Source organism: Variovorax sp. NFACC27 (genome assembly GCF_048301545.1).
GTDB lineage: Bacteria > Pseudomonadota > Gammaproteobacteria > Burkholderiales > Burkholderiaceae_C > Variovorax > Variovorax gossypii.
Map to the genome: position 1 here is coordinate 1561577 of NZ_CP157613.1, position 17353 is coordinate 1578929.

Sequence of the window (17353 nt, forward strand, 5' to 3'; positions counted from 1 at the left end):
CATGAGCAGTTCTCCCGACGCCATCGCCGTCGCGCCGGTGGTGGCGATGCGCCGCAGCACCTTCGACCGCGAGCGCTGGCTGACGGGCGCCGCCGTGCTGCTGGTCGTGCTGCTGCTGGTGGTGATCGTCGCGCTGCCCGTCGGCGCACTGGTCGGCCAGAGCTTCTTCGATCGCGATGGCGCCTTCGTCGGCCTTGCCAACTTCGCGCGCTACCTCGAGAACCCCGCGCTGGTGCAGTCGGCATTCAACAGCGTGGGGCTCGCGGCGATCAGCGCGGTGATCTGCACCGCCATCGCCTACGTCTATGCCTACGGGCTTACGCTGTCCTGCATGCCGGCCAAGGGCGTGCTGCGCGCGGTGGCGCTGATGCCGCTGCTCGCGCCTTCGCTGCTTCCCGCGATCAGCCTCGTCTACCTGTTCGGCAACCAGGGCCTGTTCAAGGGGCTGCTGGGCGACGTGTCGATCTACGGCCCGCTGGGCATCGTGCTCGGCTCGGTGTTCTGGACGCTGCCGCACGCGCTGCTGATCCTCACCACCGCCATGGCCACCTCCGACGGCCGGCTCTACGAGGCCGCGCAGACGCTGGGCGCCTCGCGCTGGCGCATCTTCCGCACGGTGACGCTGCCTTCCTCACGTTACGGCCTCATCGTGGCCGCGATGGTGGTGTTCGTGCTGGTCGTCACCGACTTCGGCGTGCCGAAGGTGGTGGGTGGCCAGACCGGCGTGCTCGCCACCGACATCTACAAGCAGGTGGTCGGGCAGCAGAACTTCCAGATGGGCGCGGTGGTCGGTCTCGTGCTGCTGATTCCCGCCGTGCTGTCCTTCCTCGTCGAGCGCCATGTGCGCGGCAGGCAGGCAGCGGCGCTGTCGGCGCGCGCCACGCCTTATCACCCCGAACCCGTGAAGACACGCGACCGCGCGTTGCTGGCGTTCTGCGTGCTCACTGCCCTCGCCATCCTCGTGATGATCGGCATGGCGGTGTTCGCGTCGCTGGCCACCTACTGGCCCTACAACCTCGTGCCGTCGTTCAAGAACTACGACTTCAGCAACATGGACGGCGGCGGCTGGGGCAGCTACTTCAATTCGCTGCGCATGGCCGTGTGCGCGGCGGTGGCGGGCGCGCTCGTCACCTTCGTATCGGCCTACTTCGTCGAGAAGCCGCGCCACTTCGGGCTGCTGCGCGAGCTGCTCAACCTGCTGGCCAACCTGCCGCTGGCGGTGCCGGGGCTGGTGCTGGGCGTGGGCTACATCTTCTTCTTCATCTCGCCTTCGAACCCGCTGCGCGCCATCTACGGCAGCATGACCATCCTCGTGGTCTGCACGGTGGCGCACTTCTTCTCGGTGGCGCACCTCACTTCGCTCACCGCGCTGCGCCAGCTCGACCGCGAGTACGAGCTGGTGTCGGAATCGATGGGCGTGCCGTTCTGGCACACGCTGTGGCGCGTGCACCTGCCGGTGGCGCTGCCCACCGTGCTCAACGTGGGCGGCTATTTCTTCGTGAACGCGATGACGACCGTGTCTGCCGTCGTGTTCCTCTACTCGCCGCAGACCACCCTCGCCGCCATCGCCGTGCTCAACATGGACGACGCCGGCGACGTGGCGCCCGCCGCCGCCATGGCCTCGCTGATCATGCTCACGGCCGCCATCGGCCGGGGCCTGTTCGCGCTGGCGGGGCATTGGGCACTCGAGCGCACCCAGACCTGGAGACATCGTTGACAAGCGCAACCCCGCAAGCAAGCAACCCCGACAGTTTCGACCTCATCGTGGTCGGCGCCGGCATCGTCGGCCTGGCCCATGCCTACACCGCCGTGCAGCGCGGCCTCAAGGTCTGCGTGATCGAGCGCGACGCGGCCGCCATCGGCGCGTCGATCCGCAACTTCGGCTTCATCACCATCACCGGCCAGGCGCCGGGCGACATGTGGCGCCGCGCCATGCATGCACGCGGCGTGTGGAACGAGGTCGCACCGCAGGCCGGCATCGAGGTCGTGCACCGCAACCTGTGGCTCGCGGCTTATCGCCCGGAGGCGCACGACGTGCTCGAAGCATTCATGCGCACGCCGATGGGCAAGGGTTGCGAGCTGCTCGATGCCGCTGACGCGCAGGCCAGGGCGCCCGCGCTGAGCCTTGCAGATGCGCGCTCGGTGCTCTTCAGCCCGCATGAGCTGCGCGTCGAATCGCGCACCGCCATCGGCCTGCTCACGAAGTGGCTGGCCGAGGCGCACGGCGTGACCTTCCGCTTCGGCGAAACCGTGCACGAGGTGGAAACGCCGCGCGTGCGCACCTCGCGCGGCACGCTGCACGCGGAGCGCGTGGTGGTCTGCACCAACACCGACCTGCACGGCCTTTTCTCCGACCGTATCGTCACGCACGACCTCACGCTGTGCCGCCTGCAGATGCTGCGCGTGAAGCCCGAGGAAGGGTTCCGCCTGCCGGGCTCGGTGATGATGGACCTGAGCCTCGCACGCTACGAGGGCTACAGCACGCTGCCCGAGGCCGCCGCGCTGCGCGCGCGCCTGGAGCAGGAAGAGGCCGCGTCGCTCGCGCACGGCATCCACCTGATCGTGGTGCAGAGCGCCGACGGCTCGCTGGTGGTCGGCGATTCGCATCACTACGCCGACGCGCCCGAGCCCTTCGCGATGGAGGAGGTCGACCAGCTCATCCTGCGTCACCTGCGCAGCACGCTGAACCTCGAATCCGCGCAGATCGTCGAGCGCTGGACGGGCGTGTACCCTTCGTCGAAGACCACGCCCTGCGTGATCGACGCGCCCGACGACGCCACGCGGCTGGTGCTGGTCACCAGCGGCAGCGGCGCGAGCACCGGCTTCGGCATCGCGCACGACGTCTTCAATGCATGGTGACCTCCGGCCCGCCGCAACCTTTTCAGCCAGCCACTCACACTCCGCCGCCATGAACGCCCACAACCACTCGCAACTCAAGGCCGTCGTCTTCGACTGGGCCGGCACCATCCTCGACTTCGGCTCCTGCGCGCCCATGGGCGCCTTCGTGAAGCTGTTCGAGCAGTTCGGCGTCGACATCACCATCGCCGAGGCGCGCGGCCCGATGGGCATGGCCAAGTGGGATCACATCAAGGCGCTGGGCACGCTGCCGCGCATCGCCGCGCAATGGGAAGCCAAGCACGGCCACGCCTTCAACGACGCCGACGTCGACAGGCTCTACGAGGTGTTCACGCCGATGAACGCGGCCAGCGTGCGCGACCATGCCGACTTCATTCCCGGCGCGCTCGAGGCGGTGAAAGCGGCGCGCGAGCGCGGCCTGAAGATCGGCTCCACCACCGGCTACAACCGCCCGATCATGGAAGTGGTCGTGCCCATCGCCGCGGCCGGCGGCTACTCGCCCGACAACCTCGTGTGCGCCGGCGACCTGGCCGAAGGCCGCCCGTCGCCGCTCATGATGTACCGCTGCTTCGCCGACCTCGGCGTGTGGCCGCCGCACACCGTGGTGAAGGTCGACGACACCGGCGTCGGCCTGCAGGAAGGTCTCAACGCCGGCACCTGGGCCGTGGGCCTCGCGGTCAGCGGCAACGCCAACGGACTCACGCTGGCCGAGTGGCAGGCGTTCGACGAAGCGCAGCAGCAGGAGCGCCGCGCGCGCGCCACCGCCGACCTCGAAGCAGCCGGCGCGCACTACGTGATCGACAGCGTCGCCGACCTGCCGCAGGTGCTGGAAGACATCGAGCGCCGCCTGCAAGCCGGCGAACGGCCCGCCGCCACTGCCGTCTGAGCGACGAAGAGAAAGCGGCAGCGTCCGACTTGACGCGCCGCCTCGCGGGCCTAGCATGGCCCGCATGCGAAGCACAGCCTTTGTCCTTCTCTTCTGCCTCGGCCTGCTGACGGCCGCGTGCGACGAAAAGCCGACGAAGCCCGGCGTGCCGGTGCCCAAGGCTTCGACGAGCATCGTCGCCGCGCCTGCGTTGGTCGCGCATCGTTGAGCGCAAGCCGCTCCTGACGGTGGTCCGGCACCACCGGGCTCCTCGCTTGTCTCGCGTTTCCGCGCCAGGGGGTATCCTCGCCGCGGAGAAAACAATGACGACAAACGAGACAACCACCCACCAGCACCAGCCCGATTCACGCTACGCCATGGTCCGCCTGGGCCTCACGCTGCTGATCATGACGGTCGGTAGCAGCGGCATGTACGTGGTGTCGGTGATGCTGCCGGCGGTGCAGGCAGAGTTCGGCGTGGCGCGCGCCGATGCCTCGCTGCCCTACACGTTGCTGATGCTCGGGTTCGGCTTCGGCGGCGTGCTGATGGGCAAGCTGGCGGACCGCATCGGCGTAATGAAGCCGCTGCTGATGGGGGCGATCTTTCTGGGTGCGGGCTATGTCGCCACGGGCTTCTCCAGCGGCATTGTCAGCTTCACCATCGTGCAGGCCCTGCTGGTCGGCCTGCTCGGCAGCTCGGTGGCTTTCGCGCCGCTGGTGGCCGACACCTCGCTTTGGTTCGTCAAGCGGCGCGGCATTGCGGTCGCAGTGTGCGCGAGCGGCAACTACCTGGCGGGCGCTGTATGGCCGCCGATCGCGCAGCACTTCGTCGAAACGGTGGGCTGGCGCCAGACCTACATCGGCATGGGCATCTTCTGCGGCGTGACGATGGCGCTGCTGGCCATGTTCTTTCGCGCACGGCCACCTGCGCTGGTCGTGGCGGCACCGGCCAACGCGGCAGCGGGCACCGTGGCTGCGCGCGACATGACGCGCCCCTTCGGCCTGAGCATGGGCACGGCGCAGGGCCTGCTGTGCGTGGCCGGCGTGGCCTGCTGCGTTGCCATGGCGATGCCGCAGGTGCACATCGTGGCCTACTGCGGCGACCTGGGCTACGGACCGGCGCAGGGCGCGATCATGCTGTCGCTGATGCTGGGCTTCGGCATCGTGAGCCGGCTGGTGTCGGGCGCCATCTGCGACCGCATCGGCGGGCTGCGCACGCTGTTGCTGGGCGGCGTGCTGCAGTGCGTGGCGCTGCTGCTGTTCCTGCCTTTCGACGGGCTGGTGCCGCTCTACGTGATCTCGGCGCTGTTCGGGCTGTTTCAGGGCGGCATCGTGCCGTCGTACGCGATCATCGTGCGCGAGCACTTCCCGCCGAAGGAAGCGGGCGGACGCGTGGGCACGGTGCTGATGTTCACGCTCTTCGGCATGGCGCTGGGCGGCTGGATGTCGGGCAAGGTGTTCGACCTCACGGGCAGCTACCACGCGGCCTTCATCAACGGCATCGGCTGGAACCTGGTGAACGTGAGCATCGCGTCCTTCCTGCTGTTCAGGACGCTTCGGCGATCAGGCGGCCGAGTGTTTGCATTGCCTGCTCGCTGACCGCGTCCCATGGGTGGCCGTAGTTCAGCCTGAGGCAGTTGGAGAAGGCGCGCGTGGCCGAGAAGATCGGACCCGGCGCGACGCTGATGCCGAGTTCCAGCGCCTTGCGGTGGATCTCCAGCGCGTTGGCCCGAGCCGGCAGCTCGACCCACAGGAAGTACCCGCCCAGCGGCCGTGTCGCGCGTGTGCCCGGCGGAAAGTAGTGCCCCACGGCCTGCGCGAAGCTGGCCTGCTGCACCGCCAGCGTCTGGCGTAGCTTACGCAGGTGCTTGTCGAGCCCGCCTTTCTCCAGGTAGCCCGCGAGCGCCAGCTGCGCCGGCGCAGAGGTGCTGAGCGTGCTCGACAGCTTCTGCCGCGCGACCTTGCGCGCGAAGCGGCCGGCCGAGGTCCAGCCGATGCGATAGCCCGGCGCCAGGCATTTCGAGAACGAGGAGCAGTGCAGCACCAGCCCCTGCGTGTCGAAGGCTTTCGCGGGCGCGGGACGGCGTTCGCCGAAGTAGAGCTCGGCGTACACGTCGTCCTCGATCAGCGGCAGGCCGTGGCGTGCGAGCAGCTCTACCAGCGCCTTCTTCTTCGCGTCGGGCATCAGGCTGCCGAGCGGGTTCTGGAAGGTGGTCATCAACCAGCATGCGGTGGGCCTGTGCGCCGCGATGGCCAGCTCCAGCGCTTCGAGGTTGATGCCCTCGCCGGGATGCGTCGGCACCTCGACGGCGCGCAGGCCCATGCGCTCCAGCGCCTGCAGCGCCGCGTAGAAGGTGGGCGATTCGACGATCACCGTATCGCCCGGTCGCGTCACCGCCGAGAGGCAGAGGTTGAGCGCCTCCAGTGCGCCGTTGGTGACAACGATCTCGTCGGCTGCCACCTGCATGCCGTCGGCCAGGTAGCGCAGCGCGATCTGCCGGCGCAGCGCCGCGCTGCCGGGCGTGAGGTCGTCCACCGTGCTCCACGGGTCGAGCGACCTGGCGCTTGCGGCCATGAATTGCCCGAGCCGCGCCAGCGGAAAGAGCAGCGGGCTCGGAAAGGCCGAGCCGAAGGGCACGACCTTGCGTGACATGCTGGCTTCGAGGATGTCGAACACCTGGTCGCTCACGTCGAGCGACTTCGGCCCGCCGGCGGGGCGCGAGGTGAGTGTGGATTCGGGCGGCGCGTCGCGCAGGCCGCCGCCCGTGACGTAGTAGCCCGAGCGGTCGCGCGCCCGCACCAGGCCGCGCGCCTCGAGCAGGTAGTAGGCCTCGAACACGGTCGACGCGCTGACTCCGCGGCTCTGGCCGGTGTGGCGCACCGAGGGCAGGCGGTCGCCGGTCTTCAGCGTGCCGTTGCGGATCGAGGCCTCGATGTCGGCGGCCAGGGCTTCGTATCTCTTCATCGCTGGGGGTGTTCGTTCGGAGGCACTTTATCTGCACCGGTCAATTGGAGCGAATCTGCATCTGTTTTTTCTAGCCGGCCTGGGCCACACTCGACCCATGTCGAATCTCTTGCGCGCGCTGCGCGCCGTTCTCTGGAGTTTCATCGGGCTGGGAGGCCGCCGGGCCGACGCCGAGAGGCGGACGGCGCAGGTCGGCATCCTGCCGCTGATCGGCGTGGCCCTCGTGATGGTGCTGCTGCTGATCGCGGGGCTGATCACGCTGGCGCACTACGTTGCCGGCACATGAAGAAGCGCGCGCTCAGGCTCTTCGCGCTCGGGCTGCTGCTTGTCGTGCAGGGCATGGCGAACGCGGCCACGCCCGCCATCGTGCCGGACACCATCGAGCAGCGCGTGGCCGCCTGCATCGCCTGCCACGGCCGCGAGGGCGCGACCACCAACGCAGGCTACTTTCCGCGGTTGGCGGGCAAGCCGGCCGGCTACCTGTTCAACCAGCTCGTGAGCTTTCGCGACGGCCGCCGCTTCAACAGCGACATGGCGTACATGGTGCAGCACCTGTCGGACGCCTATCTGCGCGAGATGGCCGATTACTTCGCCGGGCTGCAGCTGCCGTATCCGCCCATTTCCCCCAACAGCGACGCCACGCCCGAGCAGCTCCAACGCGGCCGCCAGCTGGTGCGCGAAGGCGACGCCGCGCGCGGCATCCCCGCCTGCGTGCAGTGCCACGGCGCGGCGTTGACCGGCGTACAGCCGGCCATCCCGGGGCTGCTGGGGCTGCCGCGGCTGTACGTGTCGTCGCAGCTCGGTGCCTGGCTCACGAAGGAGCGGCACGCGCCGGCGCCCGACTGCATGGCCGACATCGGCCGGCGCATGAGCACCGCCGACATCAACGCCGTCGCGAGCTGGCTCGCCGTGCAGCCGATGCCGGTCGACACGAAACCCGCGACCTCGCTGCCCGCGCCGCTGCCCATGACCTGCGGCGGCATGCCGAAGTGACGGAGCCGCGCCCATCATGAAACTGCGACACCTCGCCTGGACGCTGCTCGCGCTCGTCGTGCTCGGCGCCGCTGCCGCCGGCGGCATCGTGGCGATGAACCTGCGCGGCGAAGACCCGTTGCCCGCGCAGGCCGAGGCCTTCCAGTCCACGCCACAACTCGTCGAGCGCGGGCGCTACCTCGCGCTGGCCGGCAACTGCGCGGGCTGCCACACCACGCGCGGCGGCGAGCCCTACGCGGGTGGCATGCCGATCGACACGCCCTTCGGCACCGTCTATTCGAGCAATCTCACGCCCGACGACAAGGCCGGCATCGGTAGCTGGAGCAGCGCGCATTTCTGGCGCGCGATGCACAACGGCCGAAGCAAGGATGGGCGGCTGCTGTATCCGGCGTTCCCGTATCCCAGCTTCACGCAGGTGACGCGCGAGGACTCCGACGCGATCTACGCCTACCTGCGCAGCGTGCCGCCCTCGGCGGTGCCCAACCGGGAGCACCGGCTGCGCTTTCCGTACGACACGCAGGCCGCGCTGGCCGTGTGGCGCGCGCTCTCGTTCAAGCCCGAGCCATTCGTCGCCAATGCCGGCAAGCCCGCCGAATGGAACCGTGGCGCCTACCTGGTCAACGGCCTGGGCCATTGCATCGCCTGCCACGGCAGCCGCAACTCGCTGGGGGCGACGGAGACGAAGCTGGGGCTATCGGGCGGCCTCATCGCGGTCGAGAACTGGTATGCACCTTCGCTCACCGATCCGCACGAGGCGGGCTTGGCCGATTGGCCTGCAACCGAGGTGGTGGCGCTGCTCAAGAACGGAACCGCGCCGCGCGGATCGGTCATGGGGCCGATGGCCGACGTGGTGTTCCGCAGCACGCAGTACCTGAGCGACGCCGACCTTGCGGCGATGGCGAACTACCTCAAGGATCTGCCCGACGCGCCGAAGGCCGAAGCCCCGGCCGTCGCAGCAGCGAAGGCCCCGATCCGCCGCGATGCCGGCACCATGGCGCGCGGCGCGAAGATCTACGACCAGCGCTGCGCCTACTGCCATGGCGACCAGGGGCAGGGCGCGGCTGGCGCCTATCCGCCGTTGGCGGGCAATCGCGCCGTGAACATGGCGCGGCCCACCAACCTGATCCAGGTGATCTCGCACGGCGGCTTCCTGCCATCGACCTCCGGCAATCCGCGTCCCTACGGCATGCCGCCGTTCGGCCAGACGCTGGACGCAGCCGAGGTAGCGGCAGTGCTCACCTACGTGCGCGGCTCCTGGGGCAACGACAGCCCGCCCGTCACGCAGCTCGACACCATGCGGCGCTGAGTCAGATGTTCGTGCTGGACGGAATCCGGCTCGGCAACAGGTGCTCGTAGGGCCGCACGCGCGTGGTGTTGCGCTGGCCGATGGTGGCCTCGATGCCCGCGAGCGCATTACGAAAGCGCTCCAGCGGCCCGCCTTGCCCCGCGATGGCAGGGTCCAGCAGCACCGGCAGATGCGGGAACACGTTGTCCTTGTATTCGCCCAGCGGCCGGTAGTACACGCCGCCGAGGATGTGGAACAGCAGGATCTGCTCCTGCGCCGCCAGTCGCGAGGGCAGCATCTGCGACCAGCTCGCCTCGTTCTGCCCGGTGCTGCTCGTCGGCGCCGGTGTGCCTTCGGTGCCCGCGCTGAAGGGCGCATAGGTCATCACCGAATACTGCGGGAAGTTCACCGCCGCGTGCTGCGCGCTGGCGTTGAAGATGATGGCGGTGAGCACGTCGATCAGCTGCGCGCGCGTGGTGATCGCGCGGAAGCCGTGCACCTTGCCGCTGGTGGCCAGCTCGGTGGCCCAGGCCTTGAGCTCGTAGTCGCCGGTCACGTCGGCGTCGCTCAGGTAGTAGGTGGCTACGTAGTCGCCCACCCACTGCGCGATCGCGTTCCACACCAGCAGCGCGTCGTCGCGGTACGGGTAGTCGGGCAGCGCGGTCGCATCGTCCACGCCGCGCGTGCGCAGGTCGTTGGGCAGCATCATCCGGTCGTAGAAGTCGTAGGCCAGCCGGTCGCGGCCACACTGCTGCTGCAGCGTCTCGATGGGCGCGGCGAGGATCACGTCGCCCGTGGTCAGCGGCGCCATGATGATCAGCGTCGCGGCCTCGTTGATGAACATCGCGCCTTCCAGGTGCGGCGACAGCAGCCGGCTCAGCGGGTGCGCGGTCGCGAGCTGGCGCTGCGTGGCCATCGCGAAGGCTTCCGACATCAGGTGCGTGCGGCCCAGGTGCACGAACATCTCGTGGTAGTTGAAGTCGGCCACCTGCACCACGGTCTTGGCCGACTGCCAGGCCCAGTAAGCCTCGGCGTTCGCGGTGTCGTCCACGCGCAGGAAGATCGCGTTCGCGGCCGGGTCCTGCCCGCATTGAATGGCGACCGGCACCAGCGAGCGGCCGGTCTTCGGCCGTGCGAACAGCGCGATGGGCGCGTGGATGTAGCCCGTGCCCGTGAGCGGCTTGATCTGCGGGCCGGCGGGCGCCATGTCGCCCAGGCCTTCGTAGTCGAGGATGTAGAGCCGGCCCGAGGCGGCAGCGTCGGCGAGGCTGTCGCCCGCGCCCATCACCTGCCGGTATTGCGCGTCGCCCAGCGGGAACTTCGCCGGCAGCGTGGTAGCGCGCTGTATCAGCATCGGGTTGGGCCCCGACACGCGCATGGCGGCGAACAGGTCGTTGTCGTGCAGCAGTTGCGCGATGGCGGGCTTCTCGATGGTGACGAAGAGGGCGTCGTATTGAGCCACCGTCTTCGGACCGTTCAGTGCGCCCAACGGGCCCTGCGACAGCAGGTCGTGGTGGATCTGCTTGAGCTGCGTGGCGATGTCGCCCGCCGTGCCGGTGAGCGTGCCCAGCAGCGCCAGCACCGCGGCCGGCAGCGTCGCCAGCCCGCCGTTGGCGGCCAGCAGCTGGTCGAAGCTGGCCTGCAGGCCGGCCAGTCGCGTGCGCAGGTTATCGAGCGACTGCAGGCTGCCCGAGGCCAGCGCGCTGGTGGCGAACGAAGCCGCGAAATTGGTGACGGCTTCCAGCGCCTTCGCGATCGTCTTGAGCTGGTGCTCCAGCGCAGGCAGCTCGGTCGCGGGCACCACAGCGCCCATCGGCACGCCGGCCAGGTTGATGTGCGACTCGGTCCAGAGATAGGTCGCCTGCCGCCCCACCAGCTCGAGCCGCCGCAGCGTGGCGCTGATCGGGTCGATCTTCTGCGGCAGCGTGGGCTTGGGCACCGGCAGCGCGGCCGAGGCGGTGGAAGTCTTGCCGGCCAGCAGGCCCAGGCCGCCCGCCGAGGCGGACCATTTGAGGATGTCTCTGCGCTTCATCGGGGAGTTCCCTGTCGTTATGAATCTTGGGAAGGCCGACGGGGTGGTTGGCCACAAAATCGAACGCTCGTTCTATTTGTGGCCGGATTCTGCGGAGGGGCTCCGGCGTTGGCAATCAGGGTTGCTGCCTACCTCGAAGGTGCACAGCAACCGCGCCGGAAGCGGGTCAGGATGCAGTCAGGCGGCAGTATGCGGATGACGCGCGGCTTCGTACAGCGTGTGCGCCAGGTCGCGGTGCCTTGCCAGCAGCGGTGACAGCTCGAGCCCGGTGAATTCGCCATTGCGGATGCGGACCGTGCCGCCGATCACGCTCAGCGACACCGAGGCCGGCGTGCAGAACACCAGCGCAGCCACCGGGTCGTGCCCCGCGCCCGCGTGCGCGACGCCGCGCATGTCGAAGGCCACGATGTCTGCCGACATGCCGGGCGCGATTGAGCCGATGTCGTCGCGGCCCAATACTTTCGCGCCCCCAAGCGTGGCGATTTCGAGTGCCTCGCGCGCAGTCATCGCGGCCGGGCCGTAGCCCACGCGCTGCAGCAGCATGGCCTGCCGAGCCTCGCCCAGCATGTGCGCGCCGTCGTTCGACGCGCTGCCGTCCACGCCCAGCCCCACGGGCACGCCCGCGCGGCGCATCGCACCGATGGGCGCGATGCCCGAGGCCAGCCGCATGTTGGAGCAGGGGCAGTGCGCAACGCCGGTGCCGGTGCGGCCGAAGAGCGCGATGCCAGCCTCGTCGAGCTTCACGCAGTGCGCGTGCCAAACGTCGCGGCCGACCCAGCCAAGGTCTTCGGCGTACTCGGCCGGCGTCATGCCGAACTTCTCGCGCGAATAGGCCACGTCGTTGTCGTTCTCGGCCAGGTGCGTGTGCAGCGACACGCCGCGCTCGCGCGCGAGTTCGGCCGACAGGCGCATCAGGTCGCGCGACACCGAGAAGGGCGAGCAGGGCGCGAGCACGATGCGGCGCATCGAATGGCGCGAGGCGTCGTGCCAGCGGTCGATGAGCCGCTCGCTGTCGCGCAGGATCGCTTCCTCGGTCTCCACCACCTCGTCGGGCGGCAGGCCGCCGGCGCTGCGGCCCACGCTCATGCTGCCGCGCGCCGCGTGGAAGCGCATTCCCATTGCGTCGGCTGCCTCGATGGAGTCGTCGAGCCGCGAGCCGTTGGGAAACAGGTAGAGATGGTCGCTGGTGGTGGTGCAGCCCGAGAGCATCAGCTCTGCCATCGCGGTCTGCGTGGACACGCGGATCATCTCGGGCGTGAGGCGCGCCCACAGCAGGTACAGGTTGGTGAGCCAGCCGAAGAGCTCGGCGTCCTGCGCTTCGGGCACCGCGCGCGTGAGGCTCTGGTACATGTGGTGGTGCGTGTTGACCAGTCCGGGCATCACGACGTGGCCGTGCATGTCGATGGCTTCGGCGCGGCCCTCGCGCAGGGCGTCGAGGTACACCGCCGGCAGCTGCGCTGTCTCTCCGACCCAGGCGATTGCGGGCCCTTGCATCACCACCGCACCGTCGCGGATCTCGCGCCGCGCGGCGTCCATGGTGACCAGCACGTCGGCGTGCCGGACGATACGCAGCGGGGAGGGCGTGGCGGTGGTGGATGTGTTCATGATGTCATTCGGTCCCATGCGAGGTGCGCGCCGCCAGTGTGAAGGATCGCTCCCTCGACAGCACGCCGTTGTAGAAAAGATTGAGCAGCACCGCGGCGCAGGTGCCGAGCACGATGCCGCTGTGCGTCAGCGGATGCGTCCAGGCCGGAAAGTGCTGGAAGAAGTTCGGCGACAGCGTGGGGATCAGCCCCAGGCCGATGGAGATCGCGATCACGTACAGCGCATGGCGGTTCTGCGAATGGTCGATCTCGCCGAGGATGCGCACGCCCGTGGCCGCCACCATGCCGAACATCACGATGCCCGCGCCGCCGAGCACGAACTGCGGCACCGAGGCCACGATGTGCGCGATCTTCGGGAAGAGCGCGAGCGCGATGAGCAGCACGCCGCCGCCGGCCGCCACGTAGCGCGAGCGCACGCCGGTGACTGTCACGAGCCCCACGTTCTGCGAGAACGAGGTGTACGGGAATGTGTTGAACACGCCGCCGATCACCGTGCCCAGGCCGTCGGCGCGCAGGCCGCGCGTCAGCGCATCGGTGCCCACCTTGCGGCCGGTGATCTCGCCGAGCGCGAGGAACATGCCGGTGGATTCGACCAGCGTGATCAGCATCACGATGCACATCGAGGCGATGGCCGTGAGCTCGAAGCGCGGCATGCCGAAGTGAAAGGGCGTGGTCACCGCGACCCAGCTTGCCTCGGCCAGCCCGTCGAAGTGCATGCGCCCGAGCGCCAGCGACAGGCCGACGCCGAAGACGATGCCCAGCAGTACCGCGATGTTGGCAACCAGGCCCTTGCCGAAGCGCGTGATCGCGATGATCACCAGCAGCACCGCCGCCGCGATCGCCAGGTTCACCGGCTCGCCGTAGGCGGGGTTCGCCACCGCATGCGCCACGCCGTCGACCATGCGGGTCGCGGTGGGCTGCCCGCCCGCAGCCCAGTTGATGGCCACGCCCATGAGCGACACGCCGATCAGCGTGATGACCGTGCCCGTCACCAGCGGAGGAAACACGCCCAGCACGCGCCCCATCAGCGGCGCGACCAGCATGCCGAACACCCCCGCCACGATGGTGGCGCCGTAGATCGCTGGCAGGCCCAGCGAAGGATCGATGCCGATGGCGATCATCGGGCCGACCGCCGCGAAGGTCACGCCCATCATCACCGGCATGCGGATGCCGAAGCGCCAGAAGCCGATGGCCTGCACCAGCGTGGCGATGCCCGCGGCCAAGAGGTCGGCATTGATGAGGAAGGCGATGTCGGCTTTAGAGAGGCCGAGCGCGCCGCCCACGATGAGCGGCACCGCCACCGTGCCCGCGTACATCACGAGCACGTGCTGCAGGCTCAGCGCGCCGCAGCGGCCGAGGGGAAGCTTCTGGTCGACCCCTTCGCCGTCTCCTGCGGGGGTCTTTTTATCGTTCGAAAGCATGTGGACCTTTCTTTCCTGCCGATGAACCGGCGCGGCAGTCTAGGAGCGATGCATTCGCACGCGCAAAGTCAATAAATGACCCGCCCTGTGCACAAAAAGTGGACGGACTTGGGCGGCGCGATCAGGACGCCAGCAACTCGTCGAGGCTGGCCACCAGGTGGTTGGCAAACAGCTCAGCCGCGGGGCTCGGAGGCTGCGAGGCACGGGTCTCGAGTGTGAGCGTCTGGGCGCGCAGCGCGGCGTCGCGCAACGGAACGAAGACCAGCGAGCCCTCCTGCCGCTCCTCGTCGACGTCGAGCCGGTTGAGCAGCGTGATGCCGCCGCCCTGGCGCACCAGCCGGCGCATGAGCGCGGTGGAAGTGGTTTCGACGACCGGCGAGGCGCTGACCCCCGAGAGCCCGAAGGCCGCATCGAGGATGGGCCGGATCGACAGCAAAGGCGCCGGCAGGATCAGCGGATAGCCGACGCACTCGGCCAGAACCGTCGTCGCATGGGCAGTCAGCGGGTGGCCGGGCGGCACCACCGCGCCGATCGGCCACTCGCTGGCGAACAGCGTGCGAAAGCCGGCGGTGCCGGGCACGTCGTAGGCCAGCGCCAGGTCGGCGTCGCCCTCGCTCACGCTGCGCAGCACCGCCGCGATCGGCAGGCCTAGCAGCTTCAGCTGGATACCGGGATGCGCCTCGCGAAAGCGCTGCACCACGGCCGGAAGGAAGGAGTCGGCCAGGCCCGCCGTGGTGGCGAGCGTGACCTCGCCCTGGCGCAGCCCTCGCACGGCCTCGATGCGCTGGCGCACCAGGTCGAACTCGTGCAGCGTGCCGCGCGCGTGGGCCAGCACGATCTCGCCCACGGGCGTGAGCTTCAGCGTGTTGTGGATGCGCTCGAAGAGCGGGGCGCCCAACTCCTCCTCGAGATTCAGGATCTGCCGGTTGACCGCCGTGGGCACCACATGCAGCTGCTCGGCCGCCTTGCGGATCGAGCCCGCGCGAACCACCTCGACGAAATAGCGAATGACCTTGGCGTGCATGTTTCCCCCGCGCCGCTGGGGGCGCGGGGCGAATCATGCATGCGGGTTCAGAGGTCGGGCAAGCCCATGGCCGGGTCGCTCACCGTGTGCTTGCCGGTTTCGACGCGGCCTGCGAAGCGGCGGTAGTAGGCGGGGTCGGCGTCGTAGGTGACCGCGAAGTCGTACCACTGGCCGCTGGCTGCGAGATCCCAGGGCTGGTCTGCGTTGGTGCCGCCGTTCACGGTTGCGGTCCAGGGCCCGTCGTTGCGGTAGGCCTTGGCGGTGACGGTGAACCTGCACGCGGCCTTGCCGTCGTTGCGCATGTTCAGGTAGACGTTGCCGTTGGTGATGTCGTAGCACACGCGCACCTCGGGTTGCGCCGCACCGCCCGCGCGCAGGGTGTTGAGGTTGCCCTTGAAATGGCGGTGGAAGCCGTTGGGGCCGAGCACCCACAGGTCGTAGGCACCGGCGTCGTCGGCCATCGCGGCCCAACTGTCGTCGAGTGCCTTGCCGGCCTCGAGCATGTAGCGGCGCGGCAGGCGGTCGAGATGCAGCCTGTCGTAGACGTGGAACACGGCGGCGGCCTTGCCGGTGTTGAGGAAGAGCAGCTTGAGCTTTCCTCCGACCGCATCGGCGAGGGCGCTGGTGTGCAGCTCGTAGGGCAGCGCGCGCGAGGGCCGCGTGCCGGTGGGCTGGCGCGGCAACTGCGGATCGGGCGGCAGCGGCACCTGCGTCAGCGCCTCCTGGTCGAGGCGCAGCTTGTCGGCCTCGGTCCTGTTCCTGCGGCCGGTGAGCGTGGGCAGAGTCTCGCTGTTGGGCGTGGCGAAGTTGAAGGCGCTCGTGAGGTCGCCGCACACCGCGCGGCGGAATGGCGAGATGTTCGGCTCCTTCACGCCGAATCGTGCCTCGATGAAGCGCAGCACCGAGGTGTGGTCGAACACCTGCGAGTTGACCCAGCCACCGCGGCTCCACGGCGAAAGCACGTACAGCGGCACGCGCGGACCGGGGCCGAACACGCGACCGTCGGGCGCGGGCTGCGAGGTGCTGCCTTCCGGCGGCGGTTGCGTGAAGTACTCGTGCGCCATGTCGGCATCGGCGAGCGTGGTCTTGCCGGCCTTCGACTTGTCGGGGTTGACCGAAGGCGCGGAAGGCGAGGGCACGTGGTCGAAGTAGCCGTCGTTCTCGTCGAAGTTGACCAGCAGCACGGTCTTGCTCCAGACCTCGGGCACGGCCGTGAGCGCGTCCAGGATTTCCTGCAGGAACCAGGCGCCCTGCACCGGGCTGGAGGGGCCGGGGTGTTCGCAATAGACGGAGGGCGCGTTGATCCAGCTCACCTGCGGCAGGCGGCCGGCCTTGATGTCGCGCCTGAAGGCGTCGAGGTATTCCTCCGGCTTGCTGCCCGGCAGGGTGTTGGCGATGCCCTTGTAGAGCGGGTTGCCCGGGTTGTCGCTGGCGGCGTCGTAGGCGTGATAGGGTGCTGCCTGGCCGCTGTCGGAATAGGGCACGTTGGGCTCGCCGCCGCTGGAGACGGGGAAGGGCGAGGCCCGGTTGGCGCGCCTGAACTGGCGGAATGCGCCGAGCATGTTGTCGCCCCATTCGTCGGGCATGTTCTGGTAGCAGATCCAGCTCACGCCGGCATCTTCGAGCCGTTCGGCGTAGGTCTTCCACGTGTAGCCGGTGTTCACCGCCGATGCACGCCCGTCGAGCCAGTCCCACTCGTTGGTGACGTAGGCCACGCCCTGGGCGGTCGGCCCGTTGGTGCCGGTCAGGTGGAAGGAGCGATTGGCGTCGGTGCCGGTGTGCATCGCGCAGTGGTAGCTGTCGCACAGCGTGAAGGCGTTGGCCAGCGAGAACTGGAACGGCACCTCGGCTTCCTTGAAGTAGCCCATGGCCGCGCTCGTCTTGTGGCGCGCCCACTGGGAGATGCGGCCGTTGTCCCATGCGTCCTGGCTGTCGCCCCAGGAGTGCGGCGTGCCGCTCACGCGCTGCGCGTTGCCCTTGGTCTGGTCGAGGTGGTAGGGCAGCACGATCTTGCCGTCGGCATCGCCCTGCTGCCAGACGTTGCGCCCGCCTGGCAGCGGAACGGTGAAGCGGTCGCCGAAGCCGCGAACGCCCGGCAGCATGCCGAAGTAGTGGTCGAAGGAGCGGTTCTCCTGCATCAGGATGACGATGTGCTCGACGTCCTTGATCGTGCCGGTCTTGTTGTTGGCCGGAATGGCGAGCGCACGGCGGATGCTCGGCGGAAACGCACTGAGTGCGAGGGCTGCGGCGCCGGTGGTGGCGGTGCCGGTGAGGAACTTGCGGCGTGAATTCATGGGGAAGGCTTCTTG

Annotated in this window: 14 protein-coding genes; 8 read left to right on the plus strand and 6 right to left on the minus strand. The window is 69.0% G+C overall.

What is annotated here, in order from left to right; genetic code table 11:
* The first annotated feature begins 1 nt into the window (after position 1).
* From ABL840_RS07265 to ABL840_RS07285, 5 genes are all read left to right on the plus strand, one after another.
* Positions 2 to 1717, plus strand: a complete 1716-nt coding sequence (locus ABL840_RS07265) for a putative 2-aminoethylphosphonate ABC transporter permease subunit (RefSeq protein ID WP_093196684.1) — start codon at positions 2 to 4, stop codon at positions 1715 to 1717.
* Positions 1714 to 2859 (plus strand): TIGR03364 family FAD-dependent oxidoreductase, encoded by a 1146-nt coding sequence (locus tag ABL840_RS07270; protein ID WP_093196682.1) that lies wholly within the window; start codon positions 1714 to 1716, stop codon positions 2857 to 2859. The genes ABL840_RS07265 and ABL840_RS07270 overlap by 4 nt, the downstream gene beginning before the upstream one ends.
* Before the next feature lie 49 nt (positions 2860 to 2908).
* Positions 2909 to 3742 carry a phosphonoacetaldehyde hydrolase gene (gene phnX / locus ABL840_RS07275; protein ID WP_093196680.1) on the plus strand — a complete coding sequence of 278 codons (834 nt, stop codon included), beginning with the start codon at positions 2909 to 2911 and terminating at the stop codon, positions 3740 to 3742.
* Between the two features lie 64 nt (positions 3743 to 3806).
* Positions 3807 to 3950: a hypothetical protein gene (locus tag ABL840_RS07280; RefSeq protein WP_170217084.1), complete on the plus strand. Its 144-nt coding sequence runs from the start codon at positions 3807 to 3809 to the stop codon at positions 3948 to 3950.
* Positions 3951 to 4044: 94 nt separating this feature from the next.
* Positions 4045 to 5319 (plus strand): MFS transporter, encoded by a 1275-nt coding sequence (locus ABL840_RS07285; protein WP_093196678.1) that lies wholly within the window; start codon positions 4045 to 4047, stop codon positions 5317 to 5319.
* Here ABL840_RS07285 and ABL840_RS07290 read toward each other — a convergent pair.
* The gene (locus ABL840_RS07290; RefSeq protein ID WP_093196676.1) at positions 5267 to 6685 is read right to left on the minus strand and encodes a PLP-dependent aminotransferase family protein; all 1419 of its coding nucleotides are present in this window, start codon (positions 6683 to 6685) and stop codon (positions 5267 to 5269) included. The genes ABL840_RS07285 and ABL840_RS07290 overlap by 53 nt on opposite strands.
* Positions 6686 to 6782: 97 nt before the next feature.
* On the opposite strand from ABL840_RS07290, the gene ABL840_RS07295 reads away from it, so the two are divergent.
* From ABL840_RS07295 to ABL840_RS07305, 3 genes are read left to right on the plus strand one after another with little or no spacing between them, the layout of a single operon-like run.
* Positions 6783 to 6971 carry a DUF2970 domain-containing protein gene (locus ABL840_RS07295; protein ID WP_093196674.1) on the plus strand — a complete coding sequence of 63 codons (189 nt, stop codon included), beginning with the start codon at positions 6783 to 6785 and terminating at the stop codon, positions 6969 to 6971.
* Complete coding sequence (locus ABL840_RS07300; RefSeq protein ID WP_093299777.1) at positions 6968 to 7678, plus strand: c-type cytochrome; 711 nt, start codon at positions 6968 to 6970, stop codon at positions 7676 to 7678. The genes ABL840_RS07295 and ABL840_RS07300 overlap by 4 nt, the downstream gene beginning before the upstream one ends.
* 16 nt (positions 7679 to 7694) lie before the next feature.
* Positions 7695 to 8984 carry a c-type cytochrome gene (locus tag ABL840_RS07305; RefSeq protein WP_093196670.1) on the plus strand — a complete coding sequence of 430 codons (1290 nt, stop codon included), beginning with the start codon at positions 7695 to 7697 and terminating at the stop codon, positions 8982 to 8984.
* Between the two features lies 1 nt (position 8985).
* On the opposite strand, the gene ABL840_RS07310 is transcribed toward ABL840_RS07305, so the two are convergent.
* The 5 genes from ABL840_RS07310 to ABL840_RS07330 all read right to left on the minus strand — a co-directional run bounded on the left by ABL840_RS07310 (position 8986) and on the right by ABL840_RS07330 (position 17338).
* Entirely contained in the window at positions 8986 to 10995 is a 2010-nt protein-coding gene (locus ABL840_RS07310) for a lipoxygenase family protein (protein WP_093196668.1), read from the minus strand.
* Positions 10996 to 11172: 177 nt separating this feature from the next.
* The gene (locus ABL840_RS07315; protein ID WP_093196666.1) at positions 11173 to 12600 is read right to left on the minus strand and encodes an 8-oxoguanine deaminase; all 1428 of its coding nucleotides are present in this window, start codon (positions 12598 to 12600) and stop codon (positions 11173 to 11175) included.
* A 4-nt stretch (positions 12601 to 12604) separates the two neighbouring features.
* Positions 12605 to 14020: a nucleobase:cation symporter-2 family protein gene (locus ABL840_RS07320; RefSeq protein ID WP_093196664.1), complete on the minus strand. Its 1416-nt coding sequence runs from the start codon at positions 14018 to 14020 to the stop codon at positions 12605 to 12607.
* 121 nt (positions 14021 to 14141) lie between these two features.
* The gene (locus ABL840_RS07325; RefSeq protein WP_093196662.1) at positions 14142 to 15044 is read right to left on the minus strand and encodes a LysR substrate-binding domain-containing protein; all 903 of its coding nucleotides are present in this window, start codon (positions 15042 to 15044) and stop codon (positions 14142 to 14144) included.
* 47 nt (positions 15045 to 15091) lie between these two features.
* Positions 15092 to 17338, minus strand: a complete 2247-nt coding sequence (locus tag ABL840_RS07330) for a phosphocholine-specific phospholipase C (protein WP_093196660.1) — start codon at positions 17336 to 17338, stop codon at positions 15092 to 15094.
* Between the last annotated feature and the right edge of the window lie 15 nt (positions 17339 to 17353).